This is a genomic window from Caulobacter sp. GW821-FHT10F06 (genome assembly GCF_058809215.1).
The window spans coordinates 311809-326958 of sequence record NZ_JBXASK010000006.1 but is presented as its reverse complement, the minus strand read 5'-3'; the positions used below and the strand labels follow the sequence as shown (position 1 = coordinate 326958).

Genomic DNA, 15150 nt, shown 5'->3' with positions numbered 1-15150 from the left:
GCCAAGTCCGCTTGGGTCCCCCGCATGAAGCGGGGGATGACGGATATTTAGGTGGGGTCGGCCTCGATCTTCGGCTCGGCGAGCTCAGGCTCGGCAACAGGCTCGATGTCCGCCTCAGCCGAAAGGCGCGCCGCTGGCAGGATGATTTCCGGCTCGAAGACCTCGGGCTCCGGCGCGACCTCAGGCTCGACAGCCTCGACCACCGCCGCCTCGCGGGCCGCCTTCACGTCGGCCAGCAGCGCCTTGGCCGCCTTGACCACCGTGGCCACGGGCAGGTCGCTCATGTGGCGGATGGCTTGCGAGAGATCGGGATCGACGGCCAGGAACTGGTCCAGCGAGCGCGGTCCGCGAACCGACCGGGCGAACGGTCCCCACGGGGCGTAACGGCGCTCGTCCGATGGTCCGAACAGGCCGATGGTCGGCGCGCCGGCGGCGGCGGCGATGTGCATCAAGCCGCTGTCGTTGCCGATGAAGAGGTCGGCGCGTTTCAGGCAGGCATAGGCGGTCAAGAGATCGACCTTGCCGGTCAGGTCGATGCAGCGGCCGCGCGCCGAGGCCATGCGCAGCTCCTCGACCATGCGGCCGTCTTCCGGTCCGCCCAGGATCAGCAGCCGGCCGCCGGCCAGCGGACCGTCCGGACCCAGAAGCTGCTGCGAGGTCTGGGCGAAGCGCTCGATCGGCCAGACCTTGCCGACCCAGTTGGAGGCGGGACCCATGGCCAGCAGGGGACCGGGCTCCTCGCCCGGCTTGCCGGCCAGCATCTGGTCGGCCAGGGCCTGGACCTCGGGGGTGATGTAGAGGTGCGGCGGCGGCGGATCACCTTCCAGCTTCAGCACGCGGGCCGCGTCGATCACCTTGTGGATCGGCTCGCCGCCCAGCGACTTCTTCCAGATCGCCCGCTTGTCGCGGCGCAGGAAGAGCGCGGTGGCGCTGCCGCGCAGGTCGACGATCAGGCTCCACTTCTTGTGGCGCACCTGGTTCCACAACTTGAACCAGTGGCCCTTGCCCTTGCCCTTCTCCATGACGATCACCCGATCCAGACCGGGGACATGGGCGAACAGCGGCGCGGCCAAAGGCCCGGCGACGATGGTGAAGCGGGCGTTGGGGATCTGATCGGCGAGCATCTTGATTAGGCCGGACGACAGCACGGCGTCGCCGATCCGCGTGGCGGTGATGAAAAGAATCGGGAAGGCCCGCTGTGTCATCCGTCCTTGTATAGGGCAGGCGGCGAGTCGGCGCATCCCGCTATAACGGCTAAGCTTTCCGTAAACTTGCCCTCTGGCGCGACACGCTGTCGCACGCCACATGAGGACCCATGACCAGCCCCGCCATCGCCCGACTCGAAACCCGCGCCGTCATCGCCCTCGGGGGACCTGACTGGCGGTCCTTTCTGCAGGGGCTGATCACCCAGGATGTCGACACCCTGGCGTTGGGCGAGCTGCGGCTGGGCGCGATCCTGACGCCGCAGGGCCGGCTGCTGTACGACCTGTTTATCGCCGGGATCGAGGACGGCGCCCTGCTGGACGTGCAGGCGCAGCACCGCGAGGCGATCATCCAGCGCCTGACGATGTATCGCCTGCGGGCCAAGGTCGAGATCGCCGCCAGCGACCTGACGGTCAGCGCCGTGTTTCCGGCCGACGACGGCGTTCAGGCCGGCGAGGGCTTCTTCCGCGATCCGCGCCTGCCGGCTCTGGGCGCACGCGCCTACGGCCTGGCCGCCGCCCCCACCGTCGACGAGGACACCTATGAAGCCCATCGCCTGGCCCTGGGCGCGCCGGGCCCGGCCGACTGGCTCAGCGACACGGCCTATCCGATCGAGGCCGACTTCGACCTGCTGCACGGCATCGACTTCAAGAAGGGCTGCTTCGTCGGCCAGGAGACCACCAGCCGCATGAAGCGGCGCGGCACGATCAAGAATCGCATGCTGCCGATCAGCTTCGATGGCCCCGCCCCGGCCTTCGGCGCCGAGGTGCTGGTCGGCGACCTGCGGGCCGGCGAGGTGCTGTCCGGCCGCGACGGCCGCGCCATGGCCCTGCTACGCCTCGATCGGATCGAGGGCGGCGATCTCAGCGTCGATGGACGGCCGGTGAGGGTCGAGCGGCCCGACTGGATCGACCCGAACTAGCGATTGCCAGATCAGTTCGCATCAAGTACTTTGATATTCAAAGTCTATGTGGGGATCTATCGCAATGAACCGTCGTGAAATCCTGGGCGCGGGCCTGATGGCCGCCGCCTTCCTGGCTGCCGGCCCGACGCTGGCCGCCGTCGCCGCCGACCGCTTCACCGTGCAGGTGCGCGGCAAGGGTCCCGACGTGATCCTGGTCCCGGGCCTGTCGTCCTCGGCCTCGATCTGGGAGCCGACCGCCAAGGCGCTGGAGGGCCGTTATCGCGTCCACGTGGTGCAGGTGGCGGGCTTCGCCGGCGCGCCGACGGCCGGCAACGCCCAAGGGCAGGTCGTGGCCGGCGTCGCCGAGGGCCTCGCCGGCTACATCCAGGCCAAGGGCCTGAAGACGCCGGCCGTCATCGGCCACTCGATGGGCGGCACGATCGGCATGGAGCTGGCGGCGCGTCATCCCGATCTGGTCGGCAAGCTGATGGTGGTCGACATGTTCCCCAAGCTCGCTGTGGCCTATTTCGGCCCGACCGCGACATCCGAGGTCGTCGCCAAACGGGCCGCCGCCATCCGCGAACAGATCGCCAGCGCGCCCCTCGATCAGTTCACCGCCCAGCAGAACCAGGTGATCACCTCGATGGTGCTGACGGAATCGGCGCGCAGGGGCCTGGTCGACCAGTCGCTGGCCAGCGACCGCGACGTCGCCGGCCGGTCGATGGAAGAGCTCCTGACCACCGACCTTAGCCCCGAACTGGGCAAGATCACCGCGCCGACCACCGTGGTCTACGCCGTCAACAAGGCCCTGCCCGTCCCCGCCGCCGCGTTCGACGGCTGGTACCGGGCGGCCTACGCGCCGCTGAAGGGGGTCAGGATCGTCCAGGTGCAGGACAGCGCGCACTTCATCATGATCGACCAGCCGGCCCGGTTCCAGGCCGAGGTGGAGACCTTCCTGGCCGGCTAGCGGTCGCTTGACTCTCGTGTCACCTCAAGGTTACTAGTAACCCGTAGGTTACACACCTGAGGACCCGCCATGCCAACCGCCTCGCCCAGCCAGATCGCCGAACGCGCCCAGCGTCGCCGCAACCGCATGCTGTGGCTGGCCCCGATGCTGTTCTTCGTCTGGCAGGGCGCGTTCTTCGCCAGCTACGCCCGGCCGCACGCGCCGCTGCGGACGGTGGAACTGGTGTCGCTGGGCTCGCACCTGTTTCTGGCGGCCGTGCTGCTGTTCCTGCTGGCCACCGGCGGCGGCTGGCGGCACGGCAAGGTGGTGCGGGCCCTGCTCGACGACGAAGCCACCCGCGCCCATCGCGCCCAGGCCTATGCCGCGGGGTTCTGGGCCCTGGCCGCCTGCGCCCTGGGCCTCTACGCCGCCGCGCCGTTCATGCGGCTGCAGACCGGCGACATCGCCCACATCCTGCTGTCGGTCGCCGTGGCGGTCCCGGCCCTGCGCTTCGTGATGCTGGAGCGCCGCGCCGACCGTGACTGATGCGCCGCTGCTGAGTCATCTGAAGACCCTACGCACCGAGGCCGGCCTGACGCAGGCCGACCTGGCCGAGCGGGTGGGCGTGACCCGCAAGACCATCAACACCGTCGAGAACGGCGTCTTCATCCCCTCCACCGTGCTGGCGCTGAAGCTGGCCAGGGCCCTGTCGACCACGGTCGAGGGTCTTTTCCAGCTGCCGGACTAGGCCTGGGCGTCGGGTCGGGGGTTGCGTCCCTCAACCCCAAGGTTAACCTCAGCTTGGCAAGGCGAGCGGGGCGGGGGCCAAGACGTGAAACAGGCGGCTGCAGCGGGCTTGGCCTTGGCGTTGTGGGCCGGCGTCGTCCAGGCGCAGGTCATCGAGAATGTCCCCGTCGTCGAGGCGATGGCCGACTATGTCGAGCCGGGCGGCGACGTACAGGCGGACGGCGGGCGACATCTCCATATCCGCTGCCTGGGAAGCGGTTCGCCGACGGTGGTGTTCACCGCCGGCCTCGGCGCCTGGTCGGCGACCTGGGCCAAGGTCCAGCCGGAGGTCGCCAAGACGACCCGAGCCTGCGCCTGGGACCGTGCGGGCTTTGGTCTCAGTGACGGCGACGCTAGGGCGGCCCAGACCGTGGGACGCACCACGGACGACCTGGAGCGCGCCTTGAAGGGCGCAGGCGTCAGCGGTCCCTACGTGATGGTCGGTCATTCGGCCGGCGCCCACGAGGTCCTGACCTTCACCGATCGCCATCGCCGGGACGTCGCGGGCGTGGTTCTGGTCGATCCGGTCAGGCCGCACGACATGGCGCGGGAGGCCGCAGCCGGTCCCAAGGCCGCCGCACTGGATCGGGCCTACCTCGCCGGCGAGGCGCGCCGGTTGCGCGATTGCGCGGCCGGCGTCGAGGCCGGAACCGTGAAGACCGGCGCGCCGGCGCCGCCCTGTTTCGACTACTATCCGGAATTCCCGGCCAAGGTGCGCACGGTCCTGGCGCAGCGCGACGCCGATCCGGCTCGGCTGCGCACCCAGGCGTCGCTCTTCGAGGAGTACGAGCCGAACGGCGAGCGGGTGGTCAAGGACGACCGGGATTATGGCGACCTGCCGCTGATCGTGATCAGCGCCGGAACGGCCAGCCTGTGGTCAGACGAGGCCAAGGCCGAGCATGCGGCACTGATGGCTGACTGGACCGACAGCCATCTGGGGCTGGCGCGCCTGTCCCGACGGGGCGAGCGCCGCGTGGCCGAGGGTTCCAGGCACCTGGTCCAGCTGGACCGTCCGCAAACCGTGATCGACGCCGTCCTCGACGTCGTTCGCGCTGCCCGGTCGCGTTCATGAAAAGTTCTGGAAATTCGTGATCGATTCCGTCAAGCTTTGCGGATGACGGAGATTCATCGCTGCACCTGGAGAGGCATGAACGGCGACCCGTTCTACGAGGCCTATCACGACACTGAATGGGGCGTGCCGGAATACGACTCCCGCGCCCTGTGGGAGAAGCTGGTGCTGGACGGCTTCCAGGCCGGGCTGTCGTGGATCACCATCCTGCGCAAGCGTGAGGCCTTCCGCGCCGCCTTCGCCGACTTCGACCCGGAAAAGGTCGCGCGCTTCGGCGACGAGGACCGCGCCCGGCTGATGGCCGACGCCGGCATCATCCGCTCCAACAGCAAGATCGACGCGGCCATCAGCGGCGCGCGGATCTATCTGGACATGCGCGAGCGCGGCGAGGACTTCAGCCAGTTCCTGTGGGACATGGTCGGCGGATCGCCGGTGCAGAGCAACTTCACCCGCGAGACCGGCGTCCCGCCCCGCACACCCCTGGGCGACGAGGTGGCCAAGGCGCTGAAGGCCAAGGGCTTCAAGTTCTGCGGCCCGGTGATCGTCTACGCCTTCATGGAGGCCACCGGCCTGGTCAACGACCACATGACCCACTGCTTCCGTCACGAGGAATGCAAGGCCCTGGCGCGGTAGGCGGACTATCGCTCTGCGACCTTCGAGGCGCGCTCAGGAGCGCGCACCTCAGGATGAGGAGCTCATAGCTTTGCACCCCCTCATCCTGAGGCGCCCGCGCAGCGGGCCTCGAAGGACGCAAGGCGCTTCCCGTTTACCGGCCTAGCGCCCGGTCCATCCAGCCCGGAACCAGCCGCTCCGCGCCCGAGGCGCTGAGGTGGTCGTCGTCGAAATAGATCAGCTTGCTGTCGATGGCGCTGACGCAGGTCTCGCCACGGCACAGGCTGTCGCCTGGGAACACGGCGCGGACAGCGGGGCGCTGGACCAGGGCCCGGCGGATCTCGGCCTGCGCCGGACGCAGGCGGGCCAGCGTCAGGCCGGACGGAGCGTTGAAGCACCCCTGCTCGCTCAGGCCCAGATGGCGCGCCTGGGCCAGGCATTCGGGCGGAGTGAAGGTCAGTTCCGGCGTCGGGCCCATGATCAGCACCTCGGCGCCCGGATTGGCGACGGCGATGGCGTCGATCGTTTCAACCAGGACCTTCGAGAGCGCGGGGCGTGTTCCAGGCGCGGTCGCCGAGACCATCACGGTGCGCGGCGAGTTGGCGTCGTAGAACGGCGGGGCGTCGCGATACATCGGCCAGCGGGCCGACAGCACCACCAGCTTCAGCTTCGGATTGGCCTTGATCTCGGCCATGGCCTGGCTGGCGGCCTGCGGACATTTCAGCTCGAAGCCATTGGGCAGACGCACGCGCACGCCGATCACCGGCGGGCAACCGCCTTGCGTGGCCTCGCGCACGCTCCAGCCGCGCGCCCTGGCCCAGGCGGCCACACCGGGGGTCACCGCGTCGGCGTGGGAGTCGCCCCAGACCAGCACGTCATAGTCCGTGGCGTCGGGCGCGGCGCCGATCCGGCAACCGGTCACGGGGATGCCGCCGCGATGCTCGAAGCAGGTCGCGCGCAGCGGATTGACGTCGCCCTCCTCCAGCGCCGCGGCCGCCTTGGCCGATGGCGACAGGCGTTGCGGCAGGCCGTGGGTGAAGAACAGCACCGCGCCCGCGCCGATCACCAGCAGCAGCGGCGACAAGGCCAGACCCAGACGCCGCCAAGGCCGCTCCAGCGAACCCTTGCGGAACGGCTGCTCGACCAGGAGCCAGGTCGCCGCGGCCAGGACGACCGCCAGAGCCAGCAGGCCGGCGCGCTGTGGAAGGGTCAGCGGACGCTGGGCGACGTCGGCGGCCAGCACCAGCAGCGGCCAGTGCCACAGATAGAGCGAGTACGAAATCCGGCCGACGGCGACCATCGGCGGCGTCCGCAGGATCGCTGCGCCCGCGACCTCGCCAGACTGACCGCTCCACAGGATCAGCGCCGCCCCCAGGCAGGCGGGCGCGGCGAAGAGGCCGGGGAACGGCGTCGTCTCCTTCAGCAGGATCAGGCTGCCCCCGATCAGCGCCAGGCCCGCGACAGCCGCCGCGTTGGCCACGCCGCGCCCGGTCGGCGGCCGGACGAGACCGAGCGCCACCACCGCCCCGGCCAGGAACTCCCAAGCCCGCAACGGCGGCCCGAAGAACGCCCAGACGCTCTGCCCGCCCGACACCAGCATCTGCGCGCCGACCAGCGAGACGGCCAGCAACACGAGCGCCAGCCACGGCCGGGCGGGCCTGAGCCACTTCAGCGAAAGCCCCGCGATCAGCAGCGGCCAGACCAGGTAGAACTGTTCCTCGATGCTCAGCGACCACAGGTGCAGCAGCGGGTTCTCCTGGGCGCCGGGCGAGAAGTAGCCAGCGGTCTGGGCTAACAGGATATTGGCGACGAACAGGCCCGAGGCGGCCAAGGCCGCGCCGGTCTGGGTCAGCTGGCGCGGCATCTCGATCCAGGCCGCCAGACTGGCCGTGACCAGGGCGACCACGACATAGGCCGGCGCGATCCGCCATGCCCGCCGCAGCCAGAACCCGCCCCACGAAAACACTCCGGCGTCCCGCTGGTCGGCGATGATTCGGGTGATCAGGAAGCCGGAGATCACGAAGAACACGTCTACCCCGACGAAGCCGCCGGGCAGCCAGTCGGGAAAGACGTGGCAGACCAAGATCGCCAGCACCGCGACGGCGCGCAGCCCGTCGATGTCGCGCCGATAGGCTTGCCCGCTTTCCATTTCCCGCCCCGATACTTACATTTGTAAATCTCAGTCGAGCGTAGAGGATGCGGGCCGTCAAGCAGATTATTACGAACGTAATCTCACGTCAGGCGTCGAGGCGCGTCACCCGCACCGCCATCCAGGGTCGGGCCGGCAGAGCGACCGTCGGCCGTTTGGGATCCTGGAAATAATAGGCGTCGCGGCTGGCCATCACGAACTCGCCCTCGACCGGCGTGACGGTCATGGCCCAGGTGTCGAGCACGTCGACCTTGAAGCGCTCGCCGCCCTTCAAGCCATCCTTCGGCAGGGCCAGGGCCCATTCGGCCGGCGCGGTCCGTCCGAAATAGCGCAGGTAGAAGGTTCCGGTCTTGCCGCCCAGGTGCTGGTCCCAAGTGGCGTCGATGGGGTCGAGACCGGGCGCGGGCCCCGCCTCCATCACCGCCCGCAGGAAGGCCAGGCGCGGTTCGCTCTGGCCCTTCAGGCGACCACCCCGCGCGGTCCACAGGTCGTCACCTTTGCCGTAGGTCTCGCCGTGGCCGACATAGGTCCCGGCGACCAGCCCGTGCCAGAATCGCTCGACCAGGCCCTGCGGCTCGAGATCGCCCCAGCGCTTGTCGAGGTCGCCCTCGTAGCGGACCTCGTCGAAGATCACCGGCTTCTTCCACACGGCGCGGAAGATCTCGGCCCGGGCGTCGTCCAGCACCGCCGAGCCGTTCTGGACGCTGGCATGGGTGATCCACGGCCGGTTGTTGTCGTAGAGCTCGCGCCAGTTGTGGATCGAGCGCAGGCGGCAATAGGGATCGTGGGCCTGGATCACGCCGGCGATGCGCTCGAAGTCGGCGACCGACTTGGCCTTGACCAGGTCCCACTCGTTGGCCAGCGACCACCAGACGTTCGAATAGGCCGCCAGCCGCGCGACGAGATAGCGCACATAGCGATCGTCCCGCGCCGGGCTCATGGCGTGGAAGCCGCTATCCTTGTCGTAGGGGTGGAACAGGATCACGTCGGCCTGGATGCCCAGGTCGCCCAGTCGTCGCACGCGGTCCTCGAAGCGGCGGAAGAACACCGGGTTGGGGCGGTCATAGTCCAGGCGCCGCCGGCGGTCTTCTCGAAGGGCCAAATCGGCTCGGCCGAGACGTTGGGGAACACGCACATGCGGATCTTGTTGAACGGCGAGGCGGCCAGGGTGGCCAGGGTCTCGGCGCACAGGGCGTCGCTCTGCTGGGCCCAGGCATAGGCGGTCGTGCCCACCTGCCGAAACGGCGCGCCGTCGGCATGGGTGAAGTGATAGCCGCCCGCCACCTTCAAAGGTCCGTGGTCGCCCGCCTTCGGCGCCGTCGCCAGCACCGAGCCGCTCTTGCCGGCCAGGGCCGCGACCTTGCTTTGCGTCCGCCAGCGCCAGACGCCCTCGGTCGGCGGGCTGAAGCGCAGGCGCCAGACCCCGTCGCCATCATAGAAGCCCGGAACGCGAAGGGTCGCCCTGCCGTCTGTGAAGTCGCCCCACAGCAAGACATCGAACGGATTGCCCGTACCCGGCCCGTTCAGCGTCACCTCGTGCACGCCCCAGCGGTTGACGGTCGGAACGGCGGCCAGGGCCGGCGTGGCGAGCGCGGCCAGTCCCAGGGCGGTCACGGCGCGGCGGGTGGGGCGAGGCGGAGGCAAAGTCATGACCCACGAAAGGCGAACCGGAGCGTGCTGACAACCCCGGCGAACCGCCTTAAACAGCCGCCATGCCTCCCGGTCCCGACATGATGCTGGAACTGGCCTGCGGACCCGGCCCGGTCTGCGGGGTGGACGAGGCTGGGCGCGGCCCCTGGGCCGGACCGGTCAGCGCCGGCGCGGTGATCCTGCACCCCGACCGCATCCCCAAGGGCCTCAACGACTCCAAGAAACTCACCGCCAAGGCCCGCGCGGCCCTGGAGATCGAGATCAAGGAAACGGCCATCGCCTGGGGCGTCGGCCTGGCCACGATCGAAGAGATCGAAGAGCTCAACATCCTGCACGCCGCCGGCCTGGCCATGTGCCGCGCCATCGAGGCGCTGTCGGTGACCCCGGCCTTCGCCCTGGTGGACGGCAACTACGCCTTCAAGCTGCCCTGCCCGATCAAGACGGTGATCAAGGGCGACAGCCTGTCGTGCTCGATCGCTGCGGCCTCGATCCTGGCCAAGGAAGCCCGCGACCGCATCATGGTCGAGATGGACGCCGTCTATCCCGGCTACGGCTTCGCCGGCCACAAGGGCTATCACGCCCCGATCCATGTCGAAGGCCTGCGCAAGCTCGGCCCCTCGCCGATCCACCGGATGAGCTGGGCCCCGGTCAAGGCGGCCCTGGCGGGCGACTTGGCGCAAGACCTTATGGGCGAAGACCTCGAAGCCTGATCGCGCACAAGATTATGAGTCCAATCAGACTCAAATCGGCCGGTTAACGGCCCGCTAACCACGCTTCGACACGTCCCGTTTACCAGCAAGACTCATGATTCCGCTGGCTGTTTTACAGGACGCGGACATGACCTTCGGGCCAGAGACCATAATTCAAGGCGACTGCATCGAGGCGATGAACGCCTTGCCCGAGAAGTCGGTCGACCTGATCTTCGCCGACCCGCCCTATAACCTTCAGCTGGGCGGCGACCTGCTGCGTCCGGACAATTCCAAGGTCGACGCGGTCGACGACCACTGGGACCAGTTCGAAAGCTTCGCGGCCTATGACAAGTTCACCCGCGAGTGGCTGAAGGCCGCCCGCCGCGTCCTGAAGGACGACGGCGCGATCTGGGTGATCGGCAGCTATCACAACATCTTCCGCGTCGGCGTGGCCGTGCAGGACCTGGGCTTCTGGATCCTCAACGACGTCATCTGGCGCAAGTCCAACCCGATGCCCAACTTCAAGGGCACCCGCTTCGCGAATGCCCACGAGACCCTGATCTGGGCCTCCAAGAGCCAGGCGGCCAAGCGCTACACCTTCAACTACGACGCCCTGAAGATGGCCAATGACGAGGTGCAGATGCGCTCGGACTGGACCATCCCGCTGTGCACTGGCGAGGAGCGCATCAAGGGCGCCGACGGCGCCAAGGCCCACCCGACTCAGAAGCCCGAAGCCCTGCTCTATCGGGTGATCATGTCGACGACCAAGCCGGGCGACGTAATCCTGGATCCGTTCTTCGGCGTCGGCACCACCGGCGCGGCCGCCAAGCGCCTGGGCCGCAAGTTCATCGGCATCGAGCGCGAGGCCGACTATGTCGCCCACGCCAAGGCCCGCATCGCCAAGGTCGTGCCGATCGCCCCGGAAGACCTCGACGTGATGGGCTCCAAGCGCGCCGAGCCGCGCGTGCCGTTCGGCACGATCGTCGAGGCCGGCCTGCTGTCTCCGGGCGACGCCCTGTTCTGCTCGAAGGGGAACCACGTCGCCAAGGTGCGGGCCGACGGCTCGATCACGGTCGGCGACCTATCGGGCTCGATCCACAAGATCGGCGCCCTGGTGCAGTCGGCCCCCGCCTGCAACGGCTGGACCTACTGGCACTTCAAGACCGACGCCGGCCTCGCGCCAATCGACGTCCTGCGGGCCCAGGTCCGGGCGGGAATGAACTGAGGGCCTGGACACCACGGCGCATATTGCGCTCGCGCGATAATTCGCGATTTACGCGCAATGAATTGCTGGACAGCCCTTGCGATACCCCCTTAGAGCGGGCGTACGCGCTTGGGGTGGGGTTTCGTGGCTGATCTGTCTATTTCGCCTCTGGGCGCGAGCAATGCTGCCTTCAACAGCAACCTGCTCTTGAGCTTCAGCGTCCCCGCGATGACGTTGGTGCTCACAGCGCCGACGTCGATGTCCTACTCGTCCGGCGCCTTCACTGGCTATCTGACCGGCACGTTCCTGTTCGACAAGAATGACGACCTCTCCGGCGGTTCGATCGCCACCTTCGGCTTGAGCCATTCGCAGGGGATCTCCCTGACGTTCACGGGCTTGAACCTGCCGGTCCTCGACTTCACGAACACGCTGGCGACCCAGGGTGCCCTGGCGCTCTATCAGCAGGCGCTCGCAGGAAATGACCGCATCACCAACAGCACGTCGAGCGCCGTGATCGAGGGCTTCGGCGGCAATGACACAATTAGCGCGGGCGGCGGCCACGACACTATCTATGGCGGCTCGGGCAACGACCTTATCACCGCCCGTGACGGCACGGCCTATGCCAACACCACGACCTACCTGCGCGGCGATGACGGCAACGACACTGTCCGCGGCGGGTTCGGTTTCGACGACATCAACGGCAACAAGGGCGACGACGTTTGCGTCGGCGGCGACGGCTCCGACTGGGTCGTCGGCGGTCAGGGCAACGACCTCCTCTATGGCGATCGGGACAATGGTGTCCCTCCGATCAATGGCGGCGCCGACATCGTCTACGGCAACCTCGGCAACGACACCTGCTACGGCGGCGCCGGCGCGGACTGGGTGCGTGGCGGGCAGGATAACGACGTGCTGTACGGCGAGGACGGCAACGATTGGATGGCCGGTGACCGTGGGAACGACACCGTCACCGGCGGCGCTGGAGCCGACGTCTTCTACGGCTTCAAGGGCATAGCGCTGGACTATGTGACCGACTTCTCACGCGCTCAGGGCGACCGCATCCAGCTGGCGCCAGGCACGGCCTACACCCTGCGCCAGGACGGAGCCGACGCGGTGATCGACCTGGGCGACGGCGACAAGATCGTCCTGGCCAATGTCCAGGCCAGCAGCCTGACCGGCGACTGGTTGTTCTTCGCCTGAACCCAAGCGCTGCTGGCGGGTTAAACCGCCATGGAACAGCGCTGGCCAGATCGCCTCTGGATCGTCCGCCACGGCCAAAGCGCCGGCAATGTCGCGCGTGACGCGGCCGACGCGGCGGGGCGGGGCCGCATCGACATCGCCGACCGCGACATGGACGTGGCGCTCAGCCCTTTGGGCCAGGAACAGGCCACGGCGCTAGGCAAGTGGTTCGCCGACCAGCCCCACGGCGAGCGCCCCTGCACCCTGATGGCCTCGCCCTATCGCCGGGCCATCCAGACCAGCCAGCTGATCCGCGACCACGGCGGCATGGCCGCGCCGAACCAGAAGTTCTGCATCGACGAGCGTCTGCGCGAGAAGGAGTTCGGCGTCCTCGACCGCCTGACCCGGGTCGGCATCGAGCAGCAGTTTCCCGAACAGGCCGAGTTCCGCCGCCTGCTGGGGAAGTTCTATCACCGGCCGCCGGGCGGCGAGAGCTGGTGCGACGTGATCCTGCGGCTGCGCAGCCTGCTCGACACCATCAGCCTGCACCATGGCGGCGAGCGGGTGATGATCGTCGCCCACCAGGTCGTGGTGCTGTGCCTGCGCTATCTGCTGGAGAGCCTGACCGAGGCCCAGATCCTGGCCATCGACCGCGAGGCCGACATCGCCAATTGCGGGGTCACCGAGTACCGCTTCGACCCCAAGGCCGGCCAGGACGGCGGGCTGGTGCTGACGCGCTACAACTTCACCGCCCCGCTGGAACAACAGGCCGCGCCGGTGACCGCAGCGCCCGACGCCAACGTCGCCGCCCGATGACGCACGCCATGACGCCGCTCGACGTCGACCTGCTGAAAGCCATGCCCCTGCCGGTGGTGGGCGACGGCGGCAAGGACGAGCGCGGGCGGGTGCTGGTGATCGGCGGCGGGCTGGAGCTGGCTGGCGCGGTGCTGCTGGCGGGGGTTGCGGCCTTGCGGGCGGGAGCCGGCAAGCTGCAGCTGGCCACCGCCGCCAGCGTGGTCCCGGCCCTGACCGTGGCCGTGCCCGAGGCCAGGGTCTTCGCCCTTCCGGAAACCGCCGACGGCCGGCCGACGCCTGACGCCGCCAGGATCCTGGCCCAGCATCTGGAGGGTTGCGACGCCATCCTGATCGGTCCGGGCATGATGCGCGACGAGGAAGGCCTGGCCGCCGAGGTTCTTGGCCTGGTCGATCGCCAACCGATGGTGCTGGACGCCGGCGCCATGGCGGCCCTGTCGACGGCGGGTCCGTCACGCGCCGGCCGCGTGCTGACGCCCCACGCCGGCGAGATGGCGCGGCTGCTGGAGCGCGACAAGGCCGATGTCGAGACCCATCCCCTGGCCGCCGCCCGCGAGGCCGCCGAGCGTTTCTCCGCCGTCGTGCTGATGAAGGGCGCGCGCACCCACGTCGCCGTGCCGGACGGCCGCGCCGCCCTCTATTCCGGCGGCGGCGTGGGCCTGGGGACGTCGGGCTCCGGCGACGTGCTGGCCGGGATCATCGCCGGCCTTCTGGCGCGCGGCGCCGAGCCCTTCACGGCGGCCGCCTGGGGCGTCTGGCTGCACGGCGAGGCCGGCCGCCGACTGAGCGGCAAGGTGGGGCCGCTGGGCTTCCTGGCCCGCGAGATCGCCGGCGAGGTCCCGGCCCTGATGGGCGAACTGGCCTAGATCAGCCGCTCGCCGGCCAGCGCCGCCTTCAGGAACACGCTGGGCAGAGCGCCCAGGCCTTCGCGCGAGGTCCAGACGAAGTCGCCGTCGTTGGCGCCGTCGGCGGCGAACACCCGCAGGGTCAGGGAGAAGTGCGTGAAGACGTGCTCGACCGCGCCCCGGTCGCGCCAAGCGGCGGCCACGGGGGCGGCGGCGATCGCCTCGGCGTCGGACCACGGCGCGCTCCGCCAGTCCGAGGTCGGCAGGCCCAGCATGCCGCCCAGCAGGCCCTTGGGCGGACGGCGGACCAAGGCCACCTGGTCGCCGCGCGTCAGCAGATAGGCCACGCCGTGGCGGCGCGGTCGGTCGGCCTTCTTGGTCTTGCGCGGATAGGTCTCCGGCGCGCCGGTCCTGAGGCCGTCGCACCAGGTCGAGATCGGGCAGATATCGCACAGCGGGCTCTTGGGCCGGCAGACCGTCGCGCCCAGGTCCATCAGCGCCTGGGCCCAGTCGCCGGGACGCTCGGCGGTGACCAGGGACGCGGCGAGGTCTTTCAGCTCCGGCTTGGCGTCGGGCACGGGGGTCTCGACCGCGAACAGCCGGGCCATCACCCGCTCGACATTGCCGTCTACGACGTTGGCCTCGCGGTCGAAGGCGATCGCGGCCACGGCGGCGGCGGTGTAGGCGCCGACGCCCGGCAGGGCCCGCAAGCCCTCCTCGGTGTCGGGGAAGACGCCGCCATGATCCTTCGCCACCGCTCGCGCGCAGGCCAGCAGGTTGCGGGCCCGGGCGTAGTAGCCCAACCCCGCCCAGGCGGCCATCAAGTCGCCGTCTTCCACCGCCGCCAGGTCCAGCACCGTCGGCCAGCGCTGGGTGAAGCTCAGGAAATAGGGCGTCGCGTGCGGCACGGTGGTCTGCTGCAGCATCACCTCCGACAGCCAGATCCGATAGGGATCTGACCGCACCCCATCGCGCCGGTCGGCCGGCCCCACGCGCCAAGCCAGGTCCCGCGCCTGGCGGTCGTACCAGGACAGCAGGGCCGAGCGGATGGCGTCGCGATGTTTCATGCATTCTGGCTAGCGCAAACCTCGCCCGGAGCGAAGG

At 69.2% G+C, this 15150-nt stretch carries 16 protein-coding genes; 11 read left to right on the top strand and 5 right to left on the bottom strand.

The window, feature by feature from the left end; genetic code table 11:
* Positions 1-47 precede the first annotated feature (47 nt).
* Positions 48-1205: a glycosyltransferase family 9 protein gene (locus AC1RUS_RS15695; protein WP_492917512.1), complete on the bottom strand. Its 1158-nt coding sequence runs from the start codon at positions 1203-1205 to the stop codon at positions 48-50.
* 110 nt (positions 1206-1315) lie between these two features.
* Between AC1RUS_RS15695 and ygfZ the strand changes: the two genes are divergently transcribed.
* From ygfZ to AC1RUS_RS15665, 6 genes are all read left to right on the top strand, one after another.
* The gene (gene ygfZ, locus AC1RUS_RS15690; RefSeq protein WP_492917511.1) at positions 1316-2125 is read left to right on the top strand and encodes a CAF17-like 4Fe-4S cluster assembly/insertion protein YgfZ; all 810 of its coding nucleotides are present in this window, start codon (positions 1316-1318) and stop codon (positions 2123-2125) included.
* Between the two features lie 64 nt (positions 2126-2189).
* Positions 2190-3074, top strand: coding sequence for an alpha/beta fold hydrolase (locus AC1RUS_RS15685; protein ID WP_492917510.1), 885 nt, complete (start codon positions 2190-2192; stop codon positions 3072-3074).
* A 69-nt stretch (positions 3075-3143) separates the two neighbouring features.
* On the top strand, positions 3144-3599 hold the full coding sequence (locus AC1RUS_RS15680; RefSeq protein WP_492917509.1) for a hypothetical protein: 456 nt from the start codon (positions 3144-3146) through the stop codon (positions 3597-3599).
* Positions 3592-3801: a helix-turn-helix transcriptional regulator gene (locus AC1RUS_RS15675; protein WP_492917508.1), complete on the top strand. Its 210-nt coding sequence runs from the start codon at positions 3592-3594 to the stop codon at positions 3799-3801. The genes AC1RUS_RS15680 and AC1RUS_RS15675 overlap by 8 nt, the downstream gene beginning before the upstream one ends.
* An 84-nt stretch (positions 3802-3885) precedes the next feature.
* The gene (locus AC1RUS_RS15670) at positions 3886-4911 is read left to right on the top strand and encodes an alpha/beta fold hydrolase (RefSeq protein WP_492917507.1); all 1026 of its coding nucleotides are present in this window, start codon (positions 3886-3888) and stop codon (positions 4909-4911) included.
* A gap of 42 nt (positions 4912-4953) precedes the next feature.
* Positions 4954-5541: a DNA-3-methyladenine glycosylase I gene (locus AC1RUS_RS15665; RefSeq protein ID WP_492917506.1), complete on the top strand. Its 588-nt coding sequence runs from the start codon at positions 4954-4956 to the stop codon at positions 5539-5541.
* Between the two features lie 133 nt (positions 5542-5674).
* On the opposite strand, the gene AC1RUS_RS15660 is transcribed toward AC1RUS_RS15665, so the two are convergent.
* The 3 genes from AC1RUS_RS15660 to AC1RUS_RS15650 all read right to left on the bottom strand — a co-directional run bounded on the left by AC1RUS_RS15660 (position 5675) and on the right by AC1RUS_RS15650 (position 9313).
* A complete protein-coding gene (locus AC1RUS_RS15660) occupies positions 5675-7669 on the bottom strand; it encodes an acyltransferase family protein (RefSeq protein WP_492917505.1) in 1995 nt (664 codons plus the stop codon).
* A gap of 88 nt (positions 7670-7757) precedes the next feature.
* A complete protein-coding gene (locus AC1RUS_RS15655; RefSeq protein ID WP_492917581.1) occupies positions 7758-8690 on the bottom strand; it encodes a DUF5605 domain-containing protein in 933 nt (310 codons plus the stop codon).
* A complete protein-coding gene (locus AC1RUS_RS15650; RefSeq protein WP_492917504.1) occupies positions 8651-9313 on the bottom strand; it encodes a DUF5060 domain-containing protein in 663 nt (220 codons plus the stop codon). Before AC1RUS_RS15650 ends, AC1RUS_RS15655 begins: the two co-directional genes overlap by 40 nt.
* A 68-nt stretch (positions 9314-9381) precedes the next feature.
* Between AC1RUS_RS15650 and rnhB the strand changes: the two genes are divergently transcribed.
* The 5 genes from rnhB (at position 9382) to AC1RUS_RS15625 (ending at position 14067) form a co-directional block, all read left to right on the top strand.
* The gene (rnhB, locus tag AC1RUS_RS15645; RefSeq protein ID WP_492917503.1) at positions 9382-10029 is read left to right on the top strand and encodes a ribonuclease HII; all 648 of its coding nucleotides are present in this window, start codon (positions 9382-9384) and stop codon (positions 10027-10029) included.
* A gap of 127 nt (positions 10030-10156) precedes the next feature.
* A complete protein-coding gene (locus AC1RUS_RS15640) occupies positions 10157-11233 on the top strand; it encodes a site-specific DNA-methyltransferase (protein ID WP_492917502.1) in 1077 nt (358 codons plus the stop codon).
* Between the two features lie 123 nt (positions 11234-11356).
* Entirely contained in the window at positions 11357-12409 is a 1053-nt protein-coding gene (locus AC1RUS_RS15635; protein ID WP_492917501.1) for a calcium-binding protein, read from the top strand.
* Positions 12410-12439: 30 nt separating this feature from the next.
* On the top strand, positions 12440-13204 hold the full coding sequence (locus tag AC1RUS_RS15630; RefSeq protein WP_492917500.1) for a histidine phosphatase family protein: 765 nt from the start codon (positions 12440-12442) through the stop codon (positions 13202-13204).
* Positions 13205-13212: 8 nt separating this feature from the next.
* Positions 13213-14067, top strand: coding sequence for an NAD(P)H-hydrate dehydratase (locus tag AC1RUS_RS15625; protein ID WP_492917499.1), 855 nt, complete (start codon positions 13213-13215; stop codon positions 14065-14067).
* Here AC1RUS_RS15625 and mutY read toward each other — a convergent pair.
* Positions 14064-15113 (bottom strand): A/G-specific adenine glycosylase, encoded by a 1050-nt coding sequence (mutY, locus tag AC1RUS_RS15620; RefSeq protein ID WP_492917498.1) that lies wholly within the window; start codon positions 15111-15113, stop codon positions 14064-14066. The genes AC1RUS_RS15625 and mutY overlap by 4 nt on opposite strands.
* Positions 15114-15150: the final 37 nt, after the last annotated feature.